This window comes from Alistipes intestinihominis (assembly GCF_040095975.1).
Taxonomy (GTDB): Bacteria; Bacteroidota; Bacteroidia; order Bacteroidales; family Rikenellaceae; genus Alistipes; species Alistipes senegalensis.
On the sequence record NZ_JBBMFL010000001.1, the window covers coordinates 372,827 to 389,543 of the forward strand.

12 protein-coding genes and 1 tRNA gene are annotated in these 16,717 nt (G+C 60.0%); 5 read left to right on the forward strand and 8 right to left on the reverse strand.

Translation table 11 applies throughout. The features are described 5' to 3' along the window. Together WMO46_RS01460 and WMO46_RS01465 are read left to right on the forward strand one after the other, a co-directional pair. Positions 1-876 carry a glycosyltransferase family 2 protein gene (locus WMO46_RS01460; RefSeq protein ID WP_302588050.1) on the forward strand — a complete coding sequence of 292 codons (876 nt, stop codon included), beginning with the start codon at positions 1-3 and terminating at the stop codon, positions 874-876. Positions 877-884: 8 nt separating this feature from the next. Then, positions 885-1,847: a stealth family protein gene (locus tag WMO46_RS01465; protein WP_349093636.1), complete on the forward strand. Its 963-nt coding sequence runs from the start codon at positions 885-887 to the stop codon at positions 1,845-1,847. 23 nt (positions 1,848-1,870) lie between these two features. On the opposite strand, the gene WMO46_RS01470 is transcribed toward WMO46_RS01465, so the two are convergent. Together WMO46_RS01470 and WMO46_RS01475 are read right to left on the reverse strand one after the other, a co-directional pair. Then, positions 1,871-2,704: a glycosyltransferase family 2 protein gene (locus tag WMO46_RS01470; RefSeq protein WP_019152248.1), complete on the reverse strand. Its 834-nt coding sequence runs from the start codon at positions 2,702-2,704 to the stop codon at positions 1,871-1,873. 913 nt (positions 2,705-3,617) lie between these two features. Beyond that, positions 3,618-4,355 (reverse strand): RsiV family protein, encoded by a 738-nt coding sequence (locus WMO46_RS01475; protein WP_129650778.1) that lies wholly within the window; start codon positions 4,353-4,355, stop codon positions 3,618-3,620. A 133-nt stretch (positions 4,356-4,488) separates the two neighbouring features. Here WMO46_RS01475 and WMO46_RS01480 point away from each other — a divergent pair. After that, positions 4,489-4,560: transfer RNA gene (locus WMO46_RS01480), tRNA-Glu, on the forward strand. A gap of 74 nt (positions 4,561-4,634) precedes the next feature. On the opposite strand, the gene hpf is transcribed toward WMO46_RS01480, so the two are convergent. Continuing rightward, positions 4,635-4,931: a ribosome hibernation-promoting factor, HPF/YfiA family gene (hpf, locus tag WMO46_RS01485; protein ID WP_010262683.1), complete on the reverse strand. Its 297-nt coding sequence runs from the start codon at positions 4,929-4,931 to the stop codon at positions 4,635-4,637. A gap of 22 nt (positions 4,932-4,953) precedes the next feature. Then, positions 4,954-5,856, reverse strand: coding sequence for a tyrosine-type recombinase/integrase (locus WMO46_RS01490; protein ID WP_302588044.1), 903 nt, complete (start codon positions 5,854-5,856; stop codon positions 4,954-4,956). Positions 5,857-5,970: 114 nt separating this feature from the next. Here WMO46_RS01490 and WMO46_RS01495 point away from each other — a divergent pair, with 114 nt between their 5' ends. Further along, on the forward strand, positions 5,971-6,549 hold the full coding sequence (locus WMO46_RS01495; protein WP_276759274.1) for a flavin reductase family protein: 579 nt from the start codon (positions 5,971-5,973) through the stop codon (positions 6,547-6,549). Positions 6,550-6,674: 125 nt separating this feature from the next. Continuing rightward, complete coding sequence (locus WMO46_RS01500; protein ID WP_302588043.1) at positions 6,675-7,868, forward strand: FN3 domain-containing metallophosphoesterase family protein; 1,194 nt, start codon at positions 6,675-6,677, stop codon at positions 7,866-7,868. Between the two features lie 50 nt (positions 7,869-7,918). On the opposite strand, the gene WMO46_RS01505 is transcribed toward WMO46_RS01500, so the two are convergent. Genes WMO46_RS01505 through WMO46_RS01520 form a run of 4 tightly spaced genes read right to left on the reverse strand, consistent with a single transcriptional unit; the run spans position 7,919 to position 16,711 of the window. Continuing rightward, a complete protein-coding gene (locus WMO46_RS01505; protein ID WP_278963309.1) occupies positions 7,919-9,847 on the reverse strand; it encodes a glycoside hydrolase family 97 protein in 1,929 nt (642 codons plus the stop codon). A 13-nt stretch (positions 9,848-9,860) separates the two neighbouring features. Next, positions 9,861-11,393: a glycoside hydrolase family 16 protein gene (locus WMO46_RS01510; protein ID WP_278963308.1), complete on the reverse strand. Its 1,533-nt coding sequence runs from the start codon at positions 11,391-11,393 to the stop codon at positions 9,861-9,863. Between the two features lie 12 nt (positions 11,394-11,405). Further along, positions 11,406-14,246 carry a glycoside hydrolase family protein gene (locus tag WMO46_RS01515; RefSeq protein WP_278963306.1) on the reverse strand — a complete coding sequence of 947 codons (2,841 nt, stop codon included), beginning with the start codon at positions 14,244-14,246 and terminating at the stop codon, positions 11,406-11,408. Further along, complete coding sequence (locus tag WMO46_RS01520) at positions 14,243-16,711, reverse strand: glycoside hydrolase family 2 protein (protein ID WP_278963304.1); 2,469 nt, start codon at positions 16,709-16,711, stop codon at positions 14,243-14,245. The genes WMO46_RS01515 and WMO46_RS01520 overlap by 4 nt, the downstream gene beginning before the upstream one ends. Positions 16,712-16,717 lie beyond the last annotated feature (6 nt).

A 16,717-nucleotide genomic window follows, 5' to 3' on the forward strand; every position in this document is an offset into this window, starting at 1 on the left:
ATGGAACCGAAAGTAAGCGTTATCATTCCGGTCTACAACGTCGAGCCGTTCCTGGCCCGATGCTTGGACAGCGTGGTGGGACAGACCCTGCGCGACATCGAGATCATCTGTGTCGATGACGGAAGTCCCGACCGCTCGATCGACATTCTGAACCGCTATGCGGCCGAAGATGCGCGCATCCGCGTGATCTCGCAGGAGAACCGCGGGTTGGGCGGCGCCCGCAACCGCGGTTTCGATGCCGCGACGGGGGAGTTCGTCCTCTATGTCGATTCCGACGACTGGATCGACCCGGCCTACTGCGAACGGCTCTACGAGGCGGCCCGGGAGACGGGGGCCGACGTGGCGTGCGCCTCGATGCTGAAGATACGCCCCTCGTATTCGAAATGGACGATCCGCTATACCGAACGGCAGGTGGTGGCCGACGTGCAGGAGAAGTTCCGCGTTTGCCGCTGTCCGCCCGACTTCTACGTGATGAACAAGCTCCTGCGCCGGGAAATGCTGCTGCGGCTGGGGCTGCGCTTCCGCGAAAGGGTCTGCTACGAGGATGTCGAATACACGATGCGAGTGCTGTGCGAGGGCGGTGACGCGGTGACGGTGCCCGACGTGGTTTACCGCTACGTGGTGAATGCGACTTCGATCACCAAGAGCCGCCAGACGCCGAAGAAACAGCAGGATAAATATTTGGCCCACAAAGCGTTCGCCGGCTATGTGGCGGCGCACGGACTGCATCTCGACGCACGCTTCCGGCGCATCACCCGCCGCACGTACGACCGTTGGGGCATCACGTGGCTGAAAATCAAGGAGTGCGGCGACCGGCAGACCTTCCGGCTGTTCGACCTGATCCCGGTCTGGCGCCGCCGCGCCGCCGACAAATGAGTACGACTATGGAAATTGATCTGGTGTACCTCTGGGTCGATGGTAATGACCCCGCGTGGCTGGCGAAGAAAAACGCTTATCTGCCTGCCGACAAGCGGGTGGACCCCGAGGCGGCGGGGGAGTGCCGTTTCGTCGAGAACGACGAACTGCGCTATTCGCTGCGTTCGGCCGAGCGTTATGCGCCGTGGATTCGCCGCGTCTACATCCTGACCGACGATCAAACGCCTGCGTGGCTCGACACGTCGAATCCGCGTGTGCGGGTGGTTTCTCACCGCGAGATCATGCCTGCGGAGATTCTTCCCGTCTTCAACTCCTGCGCGATCGAACTGTTTCTGCCCCGGATTCCCGGTTTGGCCGAGCATTTCCTCTATGCCAACGACGATATGTTTTTCAGTCGTCCTGTCGATTCCGGTTTCTTCTTCGATGCCGCGGGCCGTTCGGTCGTGCGGCTCAAGAAGCAGTCGCTGAAACGCCACGACGACGATATTTACTGCCACACGATCCTGCGTATGCAGGAGTTGGTGCGGGCCCGCTGCGGCCGTTGTTCCGGGCTGGCGCCCCATCATAACGTCGATGCCTACTGCCAAAGCGATTTTTTCGCCGCCCTTGAAGCGTTCCGCGACGAATTGGCCCCTACGGAACGCCACCGCTTCCGTTCGCGCGACGACTGGCAGCGTTCGCTGGTGCTCTATTACGCTCTCGCCCGCGGGGAGGCTTCGTTGCGTGAGGTCACGCGGTATAACAAGTCGGAGAACGCCGTGCAGCGGCTTCGCGCCCTCTTCGGTGTCGGCTGCGGGAGCGACTCGCGCTGCATTCCCGCCTATACGCCGGATTTGGAAGCTGTGATGGAGAAATACGATCCGTCGCTGTTCTGCCTGAACGACGACGCCCGGATGACGGACGAAGACCGCCTCCGGGTACGGCAATTCCTCGGGAAGCTGTTTCTCGAAAAATCATCGTTTGAAAAATAGTTTGCAGAGGAAGTGCCTGCCGATCAGCCTCCGACGACGGCGGCAGACCCCCCCCCGAGATAGGAGATTTTCGGGGTAAGGTGCCGGTCGAGGCCCTTTTCGCAGCGGGTGCGGTGTTCGCGGATGCTTTCCAGATAGCGCAGTTCGTTGATGGCGCAGTTTGCCCGCGAGGCTTTGTCGTGATGGAGGTGGAAGACGACGCCCTGGAATTTCATGCGACGCTGCTGTACGCCGCTGTTGTTCAGACGCAGCCCCAGTTCCGTATCTTCGTATCCCCAGCCCTCGAATGCCTCGTCGAATCCGTTGACGCGGATCAGGTCCCGGCGCCACAACCCCAGATTGCAGCTTCTGGGAGCCTGCGAGGGGGCGATCATGCGGTAGACGATGGCCATGACGGGCACGCGCATGACGTTGTTGCTGTTGCGCACGCCTTTGGTCAGCGCCGACAGCGAGGTGATCTCTCCGCTGAGGACCTTTTGGGTCAGCATTTCGGTGATGATGCCGCGGGAGCCCGAAACATAACACCCCTCCCGGGCGAAGAGGATATGGTCCTGAATGAAATTGCGTTGCAGGATCAGGTCGCCATCGACATGGATAACATAGTCGCCGGAGCTGGCGGCGATGGCCTTGTTGCGGATGGCTGCGACGCGGAATCCGCGGTCCTCGTGCCAGATGTGGTGCACGGGAACCGGCGAGATGTTCTGAAAATGCCTCACGACATCGCGGGTGCTGATACCCGATCCGTCGTCCGCAACCAATATCTCGGAGGGCATGACGGTCTGCTGCATCACGCTGTCGAGACACAGATAGAGCGCACGCGGCCAGTTGTAAGTGGTAATGATCAACGAAACAGTCATCGTACTGTAAAACTATTGGTTAGGTTAGGAGTTCGAGGATAGGCAATAGCGAATGTGCAAAATCTCTGCCGGGGTTTTGCTGGAAATCGTGTATGCAACAGAGGCTGTCGGAATCATTCGGCAAAAATAGCAATTTTATCTGTTACGAGCAGTACATAACAATTATATTCTCTAAATGCGGTATTTCCGAAATACTGCACGCTTTCCGCCGGAAAATCTTACGGATCGTCGCTCGGTCGGCTGTTCGTGTTGATTGACAGTTACTTGCGTTTTGCCGAGGCGTAGCGATATTAAAAAATATCAATAAATTCGAAAAATTTTTTAATAAAAACTTGCAGGGTATCTTTTTTCGGCTTATCTTTGCAGCGAAGTTTTAAGGTTCATTTAGGTTAGTAGTTTTAGGTTGGTGAGGAAACTGTGGAAGAGGAACTCCGGTTCTGATTCCGGGTTTCCTTTTTTTTGTCTTTGCCTTTCGTTGTCCGCATGTTTTGTCCGGTGCGGTTTTCTTTTTCAGAGTTTTTCAGTTTTGCCCGAAGTTTACCCGAAGTGAAGTGGCTCATGTTGAATTGCTTGCGGGAATAGCGCCTTAATCGGGTAAGCGGTTTTCGGGAGCACGCTATGTTACCAAATTGTTAAATATATTTAAGATATTCGTAAAATATTTGCATAATTGAAAAATGCCCCTTATCTTTGCAGTGAAGTTTTAAGGTTCATTTAGGTTAGTAGTTTTAGGTTGGTTGAGGAAATCGGCAGGTTGCAGCGGAACGATCCGTTGCTAAGACCTGGGAACGGTACTCGTTCGATGGGTCGAATACCTCCGATTGAACCTCATTTTCGGAGGGGGTGGTTCCCCGCCGAAAAAGAAGGTCCTAGTCGTGAGACTCGGACCTTTTTTCTTTTCCGGCCGGCGCCTTCAGAGCCCGGCCAGCTCTTCGCGGGTCACCTCCACCTCGACGCTCCCGAGCGCATAGCACCCGATTTCATACGGATTGTAACAGAAAACGATGCTTTCGGGCGTGACGAGGAAATTCTCCGTCGGGGCGATGTATTCGGGGCAGAACCCGGCGGCAACGAGCCCTTCGTCGTCCCGAACGTCGTATTGTTCGTAGAGTTTCCGGCGGATCAGCCGGCCGAGGCTCTCCAGCTGCGCTTCGGTGAAGAGATCGACCAGGGTGATTTCGTAGCCTCCGTCGAGCGAGTAGACGTAGTTCTCGCGGCTGTACATGCCGTGCGCACCGCCGGTGTAACTCGACTGCGTGATGGTGTAGACGACCAGGGTGTCCACGACGGCGCCTTCGGATTCGGCGGAGATCTCGTATTCCGCATTGCCGGAGCCTGTCGGCAGGCTGTCGGCGAGGTAGATGTCGGCGAACTGACCGATGGCGGCGGCAACGGCCTCCCGCACCGTGCCGGAGAAGGCTTCCAGATCGAAGAAATAGCCGATGTTCGCCTGCTCGATCGCCGTGAGGGCGGGGGATTTCCCGGCGTTGAGGATCGACGCGAATCGGTATTCGATCTTGCAGGCGATTCCGTTGCGGCTGACGAGCGTGTCGGTGGCCGCGATGCCGAAGCGGGGTTGTACGGGGCGTTTCGTGCAGGAACCGGCGGCAAGGAGCGCGGCGGCGAGAAGCAGGGAGATGCGGGTTTTCATGGCTGAAAGTCTTTTAGCTGTTATAAAGATAATTAAAAAGTGGGTTTGGAGGGCTTTTTGCGAAAAAAATCACAGTTTTCGGCGGAAAATTTTGGAGATTCGAAAGAAGGCGTTATCTTTGCACCACAAAACCGGTGGATTCATCTAAGGGTTAGGATACATGCCTCTCACGCATGACATAGGGGTTCGAATCCCCTATCCACTACGAATGCGACGGCCGCCTTTTCGAAAAGGCGGCCGTCGCGGCGTTAGTTAGTTAAGGTTAAAGGTTGGTGGGGTTTATTTTTCGGTTTTCGCCTTGAATTTCTCCAGCTGACGTTTCAGGGCGTCGATGGCTTCATCGACCGACTCTTCGAAGGCTTTCGACTGGTGGCAGGCCACCAGGTCCTCGCCCGGCATGTGCAGCGTGATGGTTGCGAATTTGTTTCCTTTTTCGTGGTCCTTATCGAGTTTGAGAATGACCTCGGCTCCGGTCGAGCGTTCCGCAAAGCGGTCCAACTTCGCCATCTTGGCATTCACGAATTCGATCAGCCGCTTGTCGGCGTCGAATTTCACGGATTGAATCTGTACGTTCATAGCCTTATATTATAAAAGTTAATCACTCGCCACCCTTTTCACGGGGATGGGCTTTCGTATAAATCTCCCGGAGCTTGGCAATGCTGTTGTGCGTGTAGACCTGCGTGGCCTGCAACGAGGCGTGCCCCAGGAGCTCCTGTATTTCGCGCATATCGGCTCCGCCGTTCAGCAGGTGCGTTGCGAAGGTGTGACGCAGCACGTGAGGGCTTTTCTTTCCTTGTACGCCCGCCTTTTCCAGCTCGTCCCGCACCGTCCGGTAAACCTCCGTCCGGGATATGCGTTTTCCTTTGTGTGTTAAAAATAACGCTTTTTCCGGTGAAATGCAAATATTTTGCCTTTCAATTAACCCGATGTAGTGCAAAATCTTTTCGCGGACGAACTCCAGGATCGGCACGATGCGCTCCTTGTCGCCTTTGCCCCGGATGCGCAGCGAGGTGTAGTCCTCCGAAAAATCCCTGCGGTCGATGCCGACCAGTTCGGCCAGCCGCAGGCCGCAGGCGTAGAAAAGCAGCACGATGAGCGAATTGCGTTCGCGGGTGAAATCGTCGCTGTCCTGTTCGCAGTCGTTGACGATGCCGCTCATGCGGCTCTCGGGGACGAAGGCCGGCAGTCGGCGCGAGGTTTTCAGCGACGCTACGGGTGCCGCCACGTCGCGGCTGACGACTCCCGTGCGCAGCAGCCAGCGGAACAGCGACCGCAGCGACGATATTTCGCGGTTTATCGAGGCGGCGCTCAGGCGTCCCTCCTCGGTGCGGAAGATGATCCACTCGCGGATGTCCTCCGTGGTCACCCGGCGCAGATCGGAATCCGTGTCGTTGATCCCCAGCCATGCGAGGAACAGTTCGATGTCGTGGCGGTAGTTGCGCACGGTGAGCGGCGAGTAGCGGCGTTCCGCTTCGAGGTATCGGATGAAATCGGCGAGCATATGAAACAAAGGTATATAAAAACCGGACGCGCTGCAAAACCGGAGGGCATTCGTGCCGTTGCGATGTCAAATATACGCAAAAACCGTTACCTTTGTCCCGAAAAACGAATCGAGATGAAACAGAACTGGAAACCCGGAACCGTGTTGTATCCTCTGCCGGCGGTGCTGGTGAGCTGCGGCGCGACGCCCGACGAGTACAACTTGCTGACCGTGGCGTGGACTGGCACGGTCTGCTCCGATCCGCCGATGTGCTATATTTCGGTGCGGCCCGAACGCCACTCCTACGCCATCATCCGCCGCACGGGCGAGTTCGTCATCAACCTCACGACGCGCCGGCTGGCACGTGCCGCTGACTGGTGCGGCGTGCGCTCGGGCCGCGACTACGACAAGTTCCGCGAGATGGGTCTCACGGCCGTCGCGTCCGAAAAGGTCGCCGCGCCGGTCGTCGCCGAATCGCCCGTGAACATCGAGTGCCGCGTGCGTCAGGTGCTGCCGCTCGGGACCCACGACATGTTTCTGGCCGAGGTGGTCGGGGTGCAGGCCGACGAAGCCTACATCGACCCTCAGACGGGGCGTTTCTGCCTCGAACGCGCCGACCCGATCGTCTATTCCCACGGGGAGTATTTTGCGCTGGGCGAGGCGCTGGGGCATTTCGGCTGGTCGGTCCGCAAAAAGAAAACGGGCCGGAGGTAGTTATGCCGCCTTCCAAAGGCGGCGGGCCGCAGCTGCATGACGGCTGCGGGAGATCGGACGACCGGGGCGGAATTCTGCGGAATTTTTCGTATCTTGCATTCCGGAACAACCAACACTTTCCGATAATGAAAAAACTCCTTTTTGCGCTTTCCGGGCTGCTCTTTTCGCTGGCTGCCGCGGCACAGGATTTCAAGATCACGCACGGCCCCTATCTCTGCGACATGACCCGGGACGGCGTCACGGTCGTCTGGACCACCAGCAAACCGGCCCTTTCGTGGGTCGAGGTCGCGCCCGACGACGGGCGGAGTTTCTACGCGCAGGAGCATACGCGCTACTACCAGACCGTCGCGGGCCGCAAGCTGGCCGACAGAACCCTTCATGCCGTGCGCATCAAGGGACTGAAACCCGGCACGGATTACTGTTACCGCATCTTTTCGCAGGAGGTCACGGCGTGGCCGCAGCGCGGCAAAGCCTCCTACGGGCGTGTCGCCGCGAGCGACGTTTTCCGCCGCAAACCCTATCCGTTCCGGACTTTCCCCGATTCGGGCGCCGACTGTTCGTTCATCGTCTTCAACGACATCCACGGCCGTGCCGACTACATGGCGGAGCTTTGTAAGAAGATAGATTTCAGTGAATTGGGATTCGTCGTCTTCAACGGCGACATGTCGAGCAGCGTCGAGAGCGAAGAACAGCTTTTTGCGGACTATGTCGATACCTCGGCTGCGTTGTTTGCCTCCGGAACGCCGATCCTCTTCAACCGCGGCAACCACGAGACGCGAGGCGTCTGGTCGGACCGTCTGATCAACTGTTTTCCGACCCGCAGCGGGGAGTTTTACGGGATTTACCGTTACGGCGATGTCTGCTTGCTGGTGCTCGACTGCGGGGAGGACAAGCCCGACAGCGATGTCGAGTACTACGGGCTGGCCGATTACGATGCCTACCGCGTCGAGGAGTGCGAATGGCTGAAAAGAGCCGTGCAGTCGGAGGAGTTCCTCTCGGCATCGGCGCGGATCGTCCTGTTGCATGTGCCTCCGACGACGGGCACCTGGCACGGAAACCTCCATCTCAACGAGCTCTTCATGCCGGTGTTGAACGAGGCGGGCATCGACCTGATGCTTTGCGGCCACGAACACCGTTATTCGTTCCATCCCGCTGGGGAGCGGGGCGCACAGTTCCCGATCGTGATCAACGACAATAAGAGTTACGCTCGTTGCGACGTTTCGGACAGTCTGATCCGGGTACGGATCATCGGTCCCAAGGGCAAGGCCGCCCACACGCACGAATTTCCGTTGAACACTCCGGCGGTCGATCCCGAATAGGATTATCGGTCGATATGAAAAAACGCCTGCTTATTGCAGGCGTTTTTTCGTTATCGGCGGATGAAGCGGGCGACGGCCCCTCCGTTTCGGGGCAGGTCGAGCGGGACCGATTCCCCGGCTGCGACGGGGCGTTCCGTGCGGCGGAATCCCTCTTCGCCGTCCTCTTCGAGCAGGACCATCGTATAAGTCCCTTCGGCGAGAAAATCCAGCTTGAATGTCTCCTGAACGGCTTCTGCGGTTGCGATGGCCAAATACCACGTCTTTCCGCAGCGGCGGGCGAACGCGGCCAGGCTGCCGATACGGCTTTGCGGCAGTACGACGGTTTCGTTCCAGCAGACAGGGAGTTCGCGCAAAAATTCCAATGCCGGGCGGAGGCGCTCCTCGCGGAAGAGGTAGAAGGGATTTTCGGCCAGCGTCATCAGCGGCGAGGTGATCAGGTAGGCGCAGGCCAGCTGTTGGACCGGAAGAACATCGCCGGGCATCGAGAAGCCTGCGGGCGTGTAGTCGGCGGGACCCGCCACGCAGCGGGTGAAAGGCAGCGCGGTATTGTGAGAGGCCGGGATGTTCTGGTTCTCGTCGCCCGGGACATGGGGACGATCGGCGACGGGTGTTCCCGCGGCCCGCATGCGTGCAAGGTAATTGGCCGTGATCCGGTTGAGTTCCATGCCCCGGACCCCTTCGCGGGTGAGTTCGTTGGGATAGGTGCGGATCTCTCCCGAGGGCTTCTGACATCCGTGGAAATTGATCAGCAGACGGCGGCGGGCGGCATTTTCGAGCACGGCCGTCGTAAAGCGTATCTGGCGGAGTCCTTCGCCGTTCATGAAGTCGATCTTCAAACCCTTTACGCCGCAGTCGGCGACGCTGTCCATGAACGAACGCAGCTGGAAATAATCTTCCGCCGGGTCGTTCAGCTTCTCCCAATGCCGCCATACGAAGAGCCCGACGCCCTTTCCGGCTGCGTAATCCGCCATTTCCCGAAGCGTCGTCCATTTGTCCGCAAGGTTCTCCCACCCTTCGTCGAGCGTCGAATATTCATATCCCATTTCAGCGGCGAGGTCGATGACGGCACGTTCGCCCTCGATGGTCATGTAACGGCCGTCGATGCCGCTCCACCAGCTCCAGAGCGACCGCCCGGGGCGTATCCACGACGTATCGCCGAAAAGCTCAGGATCGGGTGCTGGGTTGAGGTCGGTGACGATGTCCGTATTGACCAGCCGGTCGAGGTCTTCGGTTATGATCAGTACGCGCCACGGTGTCGTGACGGTGTCGCGGAGGTCGAATCCCTCTTTTTCGGTAAAATCGGCGTGCAGGCTGCCGTCTTTGCTGGCGCACAGCCGCATGCCGCTGTATTCGTAAAGTGCGGCTTCGGTGACCATCAGATGCAATCCGTCCGCGGTTTCATAGAGCAGCGGCATGGTCTGTACGGGCCCTTGCGAGGATACCGTGCTCAGTTCCGATGCCGGGGCCGAGGTCCACTCGCCGGCATAGGTCAGCAGTTTCCACGCCGAGTTCCGTTCGGCGAACCAGACCCGGCTGTCGGCAGGCAGGCGCCATTCGGCCGCTTCGTCGCCGACGTGGCGGACACCCCGGCCCGGGAGGATGAAGCGATAGGCGAATCCATCGTCGTAGAGGCGTGTTTCGAGGGTGTAGACGTATCTTGTGGGGCGGTGCGTCACTTCCCAGACGTATTCGCGTGCATGGTCGCGGGCGAGGTCGTGCACGCCGCGTACGGGATAACTTTCGTCGCGCTCGCGGCTTGCGGCGAGCCGGAGCGATACCTCTTCGAAAGTGTCGGTCCCGTCGATCGTGACGCCCATGGAGGAAGTGTCGCAGACGATTCTGCCGTCGTACGACACGGTATAGGCCAGGGAGCCGTTCGGTGCGGTAAAAACCTCGGCGGAGAGTTTTCCCGCCGGGGCGGTCATTATCCCTGTGGAGCATCCTGCCAGCAGCAGGCAACTCGGTATCCAGTGCTTCATTTTTCGGTCGTGCTTATCGGGTTACACAAAGGAAATTGCGTCCGGCGCGGAAGCGTCCGAAAGAGGAGAGTTCTCCGGTTGTCGAGGAGAAAGCGACGCGGCGGATGATTTCGTCCGAATAGCCTTTCTGGTTGATGTACCAGCCTTGCGTGGCGGAGGTGCTGCCGTTCTCATCCAGATTGGGGTAAAAATAGGGCTCCGGCGCTTCGGAGGCATCGGCTGCCGGGGCGCACCATACGCTGATGGCGTCCTTGTCGTATTTGCCGCGGGCGGCTTTGGCCGTAATGCGGCAGACGAGCAGCGTCTTTTCGTTGTCCCGGACCAACTTTTTCCCCTGCACGACCGAGGCGGCCACTTTGCTCGATGTAAGGCGTGTGATGCCGGTCAGCAGCGATCCTTCGGCATCGACGATCACCTTGCCCACGGGGGCATTGTCCGTGTCGGTGAAGGTCAGCGTCAGTTCTTCGCCCGGTTTCTTGGTGATCTCCGTGCTGAAATAGATGCAGCCGTCTTCGGCGAGGCTGTAAGTCTTATCGAGGGCGATTTCGGCACAGGGGGCTTTGAGGTCGGTGTCGGGCGTCGGGTCGAGCAGCGCCTCGGGTTTGTAGATGCGCACGTAATCCACGGCCATCCACGTTCCGTCGGCCTCTTCGTCCACGAGCGGCGACCAGGCCGAACCCCACGGGATATTGGCCAGGATGATGTGCATCCTGTCGCCGTTGTAGCCGCCGAGGTAGTTCCAGTCCTCTTGCCCGTATTTGCCGTAGGCGCGCTGTTCTTCGAGCGGATTCCATACGGGGGCTTTGCCGACGCCCGTGTAGTATTGGTCGGGATAGGTCTTGCTGGTCGTGCCGCGCCAGAGTTCTTCGCCGTCGAGGTAATAGATCATCTCGTTCTCGCCGTACCACAGTCCCCAGACATGGTATTCGTCGAAATCGTGTTCGACGGCGATTCCGGCGGCGATGTCGCACTTGTTGCCGTTCTTGTCGAGGGCGTAGGGATAGGTTTTCCAGTCGTGATAGGCCAAATGGCCGCTGCCTTTTCCGGTGCGGACATTCTTGCGGGCCTCCACGATGTCGATCTCGTATTTGTTGCACCAGGTGTTGTTGGGCGGTGTCTTGCAGGCGAGCCAGAAGGCGTTGTTCACGCCCGACGAAGCACCCGAACGGAACCGGCATTCGATGTAGACGTTGTGTTCCAGCGGCTCTTTGAGATAGACATAGCCTGCGATCCATTTGACCTTCTCGCTGCGGTTGACCTTGCGGACGTTGAGACGCAGCTCTCCGTCGCGCACCTCCACGGCCTCGGGGCCGCGGCTGGTCTCGTGTTTGATGTTGTCGGGATTTTCGGCGGCCCAGATGTTCCAGTTCATCTTTTTGCCGTCGAACTCGTCCGAGAAGATCAGGCGGTAGCCGCTCAGGTCGATGGTCTTGTAACCCTCTTCCCCCGATTGGGGCGGGACGGGCGTTTCCGGCGTCTCTCCGGCACAGGAGGCCAGCGCCGCGAAATGCAGCATTGCGATCAGCAGGAATGCTTTCAGTTTCATAGGGCGGTCGTTTTAGTCTTTCGATAGTTTGAATGTTCCGCTGCGCACGAGCTGTCCGTCGGTGGTGATGCCCGAAAGCTCGATGACGATCTGCCGGGCTCCGGCCGGAACGGGAGCAGTGAATTCGAAGGGATAGGAGGCGTCGGTCAGGGCCTGAGGCCGTCCGCCGTCGATGCTGTAAGTCATCGACACGTTGCGGAAGCGGCTGTCGTCGTCCTGCAGGTAGATGTAGCAGGTTTTCAGTTCCCGCCCCAGATTGAGGAGCATGGCCCGGGCGCGTCCGAATTCCAGTTCGCCGTAGTCGTGGCGCCATCCTTCGGTGTCGCGGTCGGTCAGTTGTTGCTGGAAGCGGGGGCGAATATCGACTCCGCGGATGATGAGGGCCGTGATGCCTTCGGGCGATACCTCGATGCCGGTTTTGCCGTCGGTGACGGTCACTTCGCCCGTCCGGCGGTTGTCGCGCCATACCTCGGCCGTAAGACTTTTTCCGGTGAGCATCGGCAGCAGCTCCGGATTGAACGTGACCACGGAGGAGACCGTGCGGGCGCTCTGGTTCGTGAAAGCCACCAGCAGTTCCCCGTCGCCGCGGGCCGCGAGGTAGTTCAGCTCCACGTCGGAGGTGGCGAGCAGGCGGCGGGGCATCCAGAGCCAGACATTCTCCCGGCCGTAGAAGCGCCCCGGGCGGCTGCCGTAGAACTTGGCCTGCAAATAGCCGTAGCCTTCGATGTAGTCGCCGCGGAAAGCGATGGCGCCTCGGGACTTGTTCGTCGCGTCGGTCACCAGATAGTCGTACAGGACGGACAGCAGCGGGAACTGGTGGTTGTAGTGGAACGAGTTGACGCTGATGCTGTCGTGCGGACGCAGCGGAAAGTCGGGTTTCTCGTAAGCTGTCGTGCGTTCGGTGTTGATGTGGTAACCCGGGAAATTGGCGTAGCGTCCCACGATGGCGCTGCGGGCGATGTCACGGAGAAACTCGTCGCCCGTGAGGCCGGCGATGCGCAGCATGTAGGGGGCGTGGTGCGCCATGAATACCGCGCGGTGGCCGATGCAGGTGGTGGAACTCTCCGGCACGAGACCGATCTCCGAGAGCCGCCATGCGGGAACGCTCTCCTCGGGGCAGTGCTGTCGGGGAATACCGCGGCTTTTGAGATACCAGTACCACGGAGCCAGACCTCCCTTGTTGACCGTGACATCCTCCTGCGGGATGGAGGGGACCATCCAGACGAACATGGCATATTCGCGGGCCCCTTCGTGGGCGGCTTCGAGGTAACGCCGTTCGCCGGTCTCTTCGTAGAGTTCCAGCAGGTTGATGTAGAACGGGGCGTAGCGGTTCCAGAAAAAGGCGTTCTGGAATTTTTCGGGCTGCGTGCGGATGAACTTTTCGATATAGATGTCGGCCTGTCTTTTCGCATGGTCGAGGTAGGCCGTCTCTCCCGTTGCGCGGTACATTTCCAGCGCATCGTACCAGCTGCCGCCAGCGCCTGGGATGCGTTTTTCGACGGGTTTGTGCTTGTAGTATTTCTCCTCGGCGAAATAACGCAGCACGGGACTTTTGCCGCCCGAGAGGCGGTAGAGCCCGGCCAGTTCGCTGACGGGCGCGCAGGGGCCTGCCAGTTCGCGCGAGGGCGACTGCACCTTCTGCGTCGTGTCGAGGCAGAAGAGCGTGTTCTTGCGCGAGAGCATATACTCGACGATCGGGTAGGCACGGCGGCGGTAGAGCTCCCCGTCGTCGGCGACGAGGGCTACCGAAAGCGGGTTGAGCGAGCTGACGTTCTTCGTCGAACCCGGCACGTCGGTCGAGTAGGAGCAGCCTTTCAGACTGTCGATGAAGTTGCTGTAAGGGCTCAGCGTGTAGTCGATGATGTTGTCGATGGTGTTGTTGAGCGTCGAAATGGCGTTGCTGCGGTAGTCGTGGAAATCGTAGAGGTTGCGGGCCATGGTCTGGAAGGCGATGTTCAGCGGTTTTTCCTCGACCCACAGCCGCATGCGGAAAGCGAAGGCTTTGCCGGGCTCCATCTTCGAACCGGCGTGTCCCAGCACCGGGGCGAAGAGCATCGGTTGGACCTTGCCTTCGGGGTTGTGCAGGGCCACGCCGAAGCGGTTGTTATCGCGTGTAGGCAGGGGTTGGAAGGGCATTTCACGGCTGTCGGCCGCAACGCCCGCCGTTGCGCCGCCGACATGGACGAGCGTGGCCGGGATCGGGCAGGTGAAGGCCAGCGACATGTAGGGCTGCGAAGGGAAGATCCGCCGCTGCCAGACCATCGGTTGCCACAGCGCATCGACCCGGCTCAGGTCGAAGGACGGGGCTCCGAGGTATCCCACCGAGTAGTAGCCTTCGCGTGCCGGGGTGAATCGGAACTCCATGCCCGGCGCTGAGCCGTCGATGGCCCAGACGCGGCATTCGAGCGTTCCCCACGCCGTGGCGGGGTAGCTGAAACGGATGGTATCGCCCGCCATTTCCGCTTTCGAGGGGGTGAGGTCGGTGAACGGGGCCGCGGCGAAAAGGTCGAACGTGCGGCCTTTGACCGATCCGTTCACCGAGTCGTCGATGCCGTCGCCGCCCATGCTTTTGCTCTGTTTGATCTGCGCGATAGCTTTCTCCGGTGCGAGGTTGTCGGCTATCCACGAAGGGGCGAAAAAGCGGCAGTCGGGCAGGGTGCGGAGTTCCATCTTCGGGTCTTTGTCAGTCCGGAACAGGCGGAAGTCGGCGCGGAATGTGAACCGGGCTTTGCCGTTCGTGACTACGACGGCGCCTTTTTGCAAGGTGGCCGTCATCTGCTGCGGCTCGCGGGGTGCGGCTTGCAGGGTCATCGCTCCGGCGATCAGGCCGGTCAAAAGGGTGATTCGTTTCATCGTTGCAGGGTGTTAACGGGATATACGGGGCTCCAGTCGCTGGCGTAGCCGTAACGAAGCCGTTTGCGGATGCGCAGGTAGTGTCGTGCGCCCGGTTCGACGACGGGCAGGTTGCAGGCACCCGTCACGGTCGTCAGGATGTGCCGGTCGAGTTTGTCGGGGGCTGTCCCGTATTCGAATTCATAGCAGAAGTCCCCGAAATCGCAGGTGTAGCCGACCTGGATATTCCCGCCCTCCTGAGCCAAATGACGGATGACGGGCGGCAGTTCGGCGGCGCGGGTCCGGACCCGGACGATCTCGGCGGAGGGAGTCTCTCCGGTGTCGTTCACGGCGACCAGCTGGATCTGATATTCCCGGCCGTATTCCAGTTTCGGCAGTTCGATGAATCCGTCGATGGTCGGGGCGCTTCGGTTTTCGAGCCGGTCGGTGCCGTAGCGGACATACCATTCGTCGGCCGTGAATCCGCGGTCGAACCGGATGCGGATGATCTCCTGCCCGCTTTCGGTTTGGGTGATGATCGGTACGGCGGGCGCAGCGAGGCTCATCACGGCGTCATGTACGGCATAGCCCGTCGGGGTGATGAGTTCGGCACAGACCTTTGCCGCCCCGACGGTCGGAAGGGACAGTTGCAGGCTGAACGGCTTGTCGCCGGGTCGGATGACGGGTAGCGTCAGCACGGTGCGTCGCAGCGTGTCGCCGTCTGCGCCGAGTGCGCTGAGCCGCACGGTGTACCCCTCCATCCGGAAAGCCGGCAGGTCGAGCCGCCCGCGCGGGGTCAGGGCGATTTCGACACCGTCTTCGGTGAGCGTCAGACCGAATCCGGCGAGCGGGGAGTTCTGGCGCTGAAGTTCGCGGAAACCCCGTTTCGGCGTGCCGTATACGTCCACGACACCCCAGGGGCGGTTGCCTGTGGCCGCCGTACCGCTGTCGCGGTAGTTGGTGCGGTAGTCGTTGAAGGTCCAGACCGAAGCGCCGATCAGGTGCTCGCGTCCCCGCATCGAGGAGAGCATGGCGGCATAGTCCGAGAGCGTGTTATTGGGGTCTTCGCTGTTGGCTTTGGTGCCGTATTCGCTGTAAAAGATCGGTTTACCCGGGTAGCGGCGGTGCACCTCGTCGGCCCGTTCGCCGTGAGCGCCGTATTGGTTGAAAAGGATCATGTCCGACAACAGCACCGGTTCGTCGTATTGCTTGGCCGCGGTGTGCGTGACATAAACCGCCAGGCGCGTGGAATCGAGCTCGCGGATGCGGCGGAAGGCCGAGGCGAGATAGCCTTCGATGCCGGGATTGTCGCTCAGGCGGCCGATCTCGTTGCCTGCGCTCCAGCCGATGATGCAGGGATGGTTGTAGCGCTGGGTGATAAGTTCTGTGAGCCAGCGCATCGGCACAGGGTGGTCGGCTTCGACATAGTGGTTCTTGTTCCAGAGCGGAATCTCCTCGAAGATGAGCATTCCCTTTTCGTCGAGGTAGTCCAATACCTCTTCGGGCAGGGCCAGGTGGCTCAGGCGCGCCATGTTGACGCCGCAGCTCTTCATCCGGTCGATGTCGCGGCGGTAGATTTCGGGAGGCAGCGTATTGCCGTGGAACGGATCGTAGGGAACCCAGTTCGCGCCGTTCAGCCGCACGCTCTCGCCGTTGAGCAACAAGCGGTAGCCGTCGATCTCGATTTTGCGGATGCCGAAGCGTTCGGTAACAGGCTCTCCGTTGCCGTAGGCAGCCGTGGCTGTGTAGAGATGCGGGTGGTCGAAGTCCCAAAGCCGGGCCTTGCGGATGCGAAACGGGATGAGTACCTCACCGCGTCCGGCGGCACGGGCTTCGCTCCGGGCCACGATGCGGCCCTCGGGGTCTGAGATCGAAACCCGGACGGTACCTTGTTTTGCGCCGTTGAGGAGGAGCTTCACGCCGATTTCGGCGCTGCCCTTTTCGAGGTCGGGTTCGGCGCTGATGAATACGCTTTCGATGCGTTCGCGGGGCACCGTGCGCAAGGTGACCGGACGACGGATGCCGCCCCAGTTCCAGGTAGCGCCCAGCTTGAAGCTGTTTTCAGCGCGGACGACGAGCCGGTTCACGGCGCCCGGCGCGATGCGGTCGGTGATGTCGAATCCGAAGGAGGTGAATCCGAAATCGTGACTGCCCAGGTGTTCGCCGTTCAGCCAAATGTCTGCGTCGGCGTAAACTGCCTCGAAGTCGAGCAGAATGTCGCATCCCGCGGGTTTCTGCGGCAGGACGAAAGAGGTGGCGTACCACGCCGCACCCGTATAGTCGGCGTATTCGAGGCGGGTGTTCCAGCATCCCGGGACCTCCGTTTCATCCCATCCGCTGCGGTCGTGCGTGGGTGCGTACCATGCCTCCCGAATACCTGCGTTCAGCGGGTCGGTGCGAAAACTCCATTTTCCGCCGAGCGGCGTTTCCGCGGCTGCGGCTGCGGCACAGCAGCAGAGCGCAAGCGGTATGAGCAGTCGTTTCATGGCCGT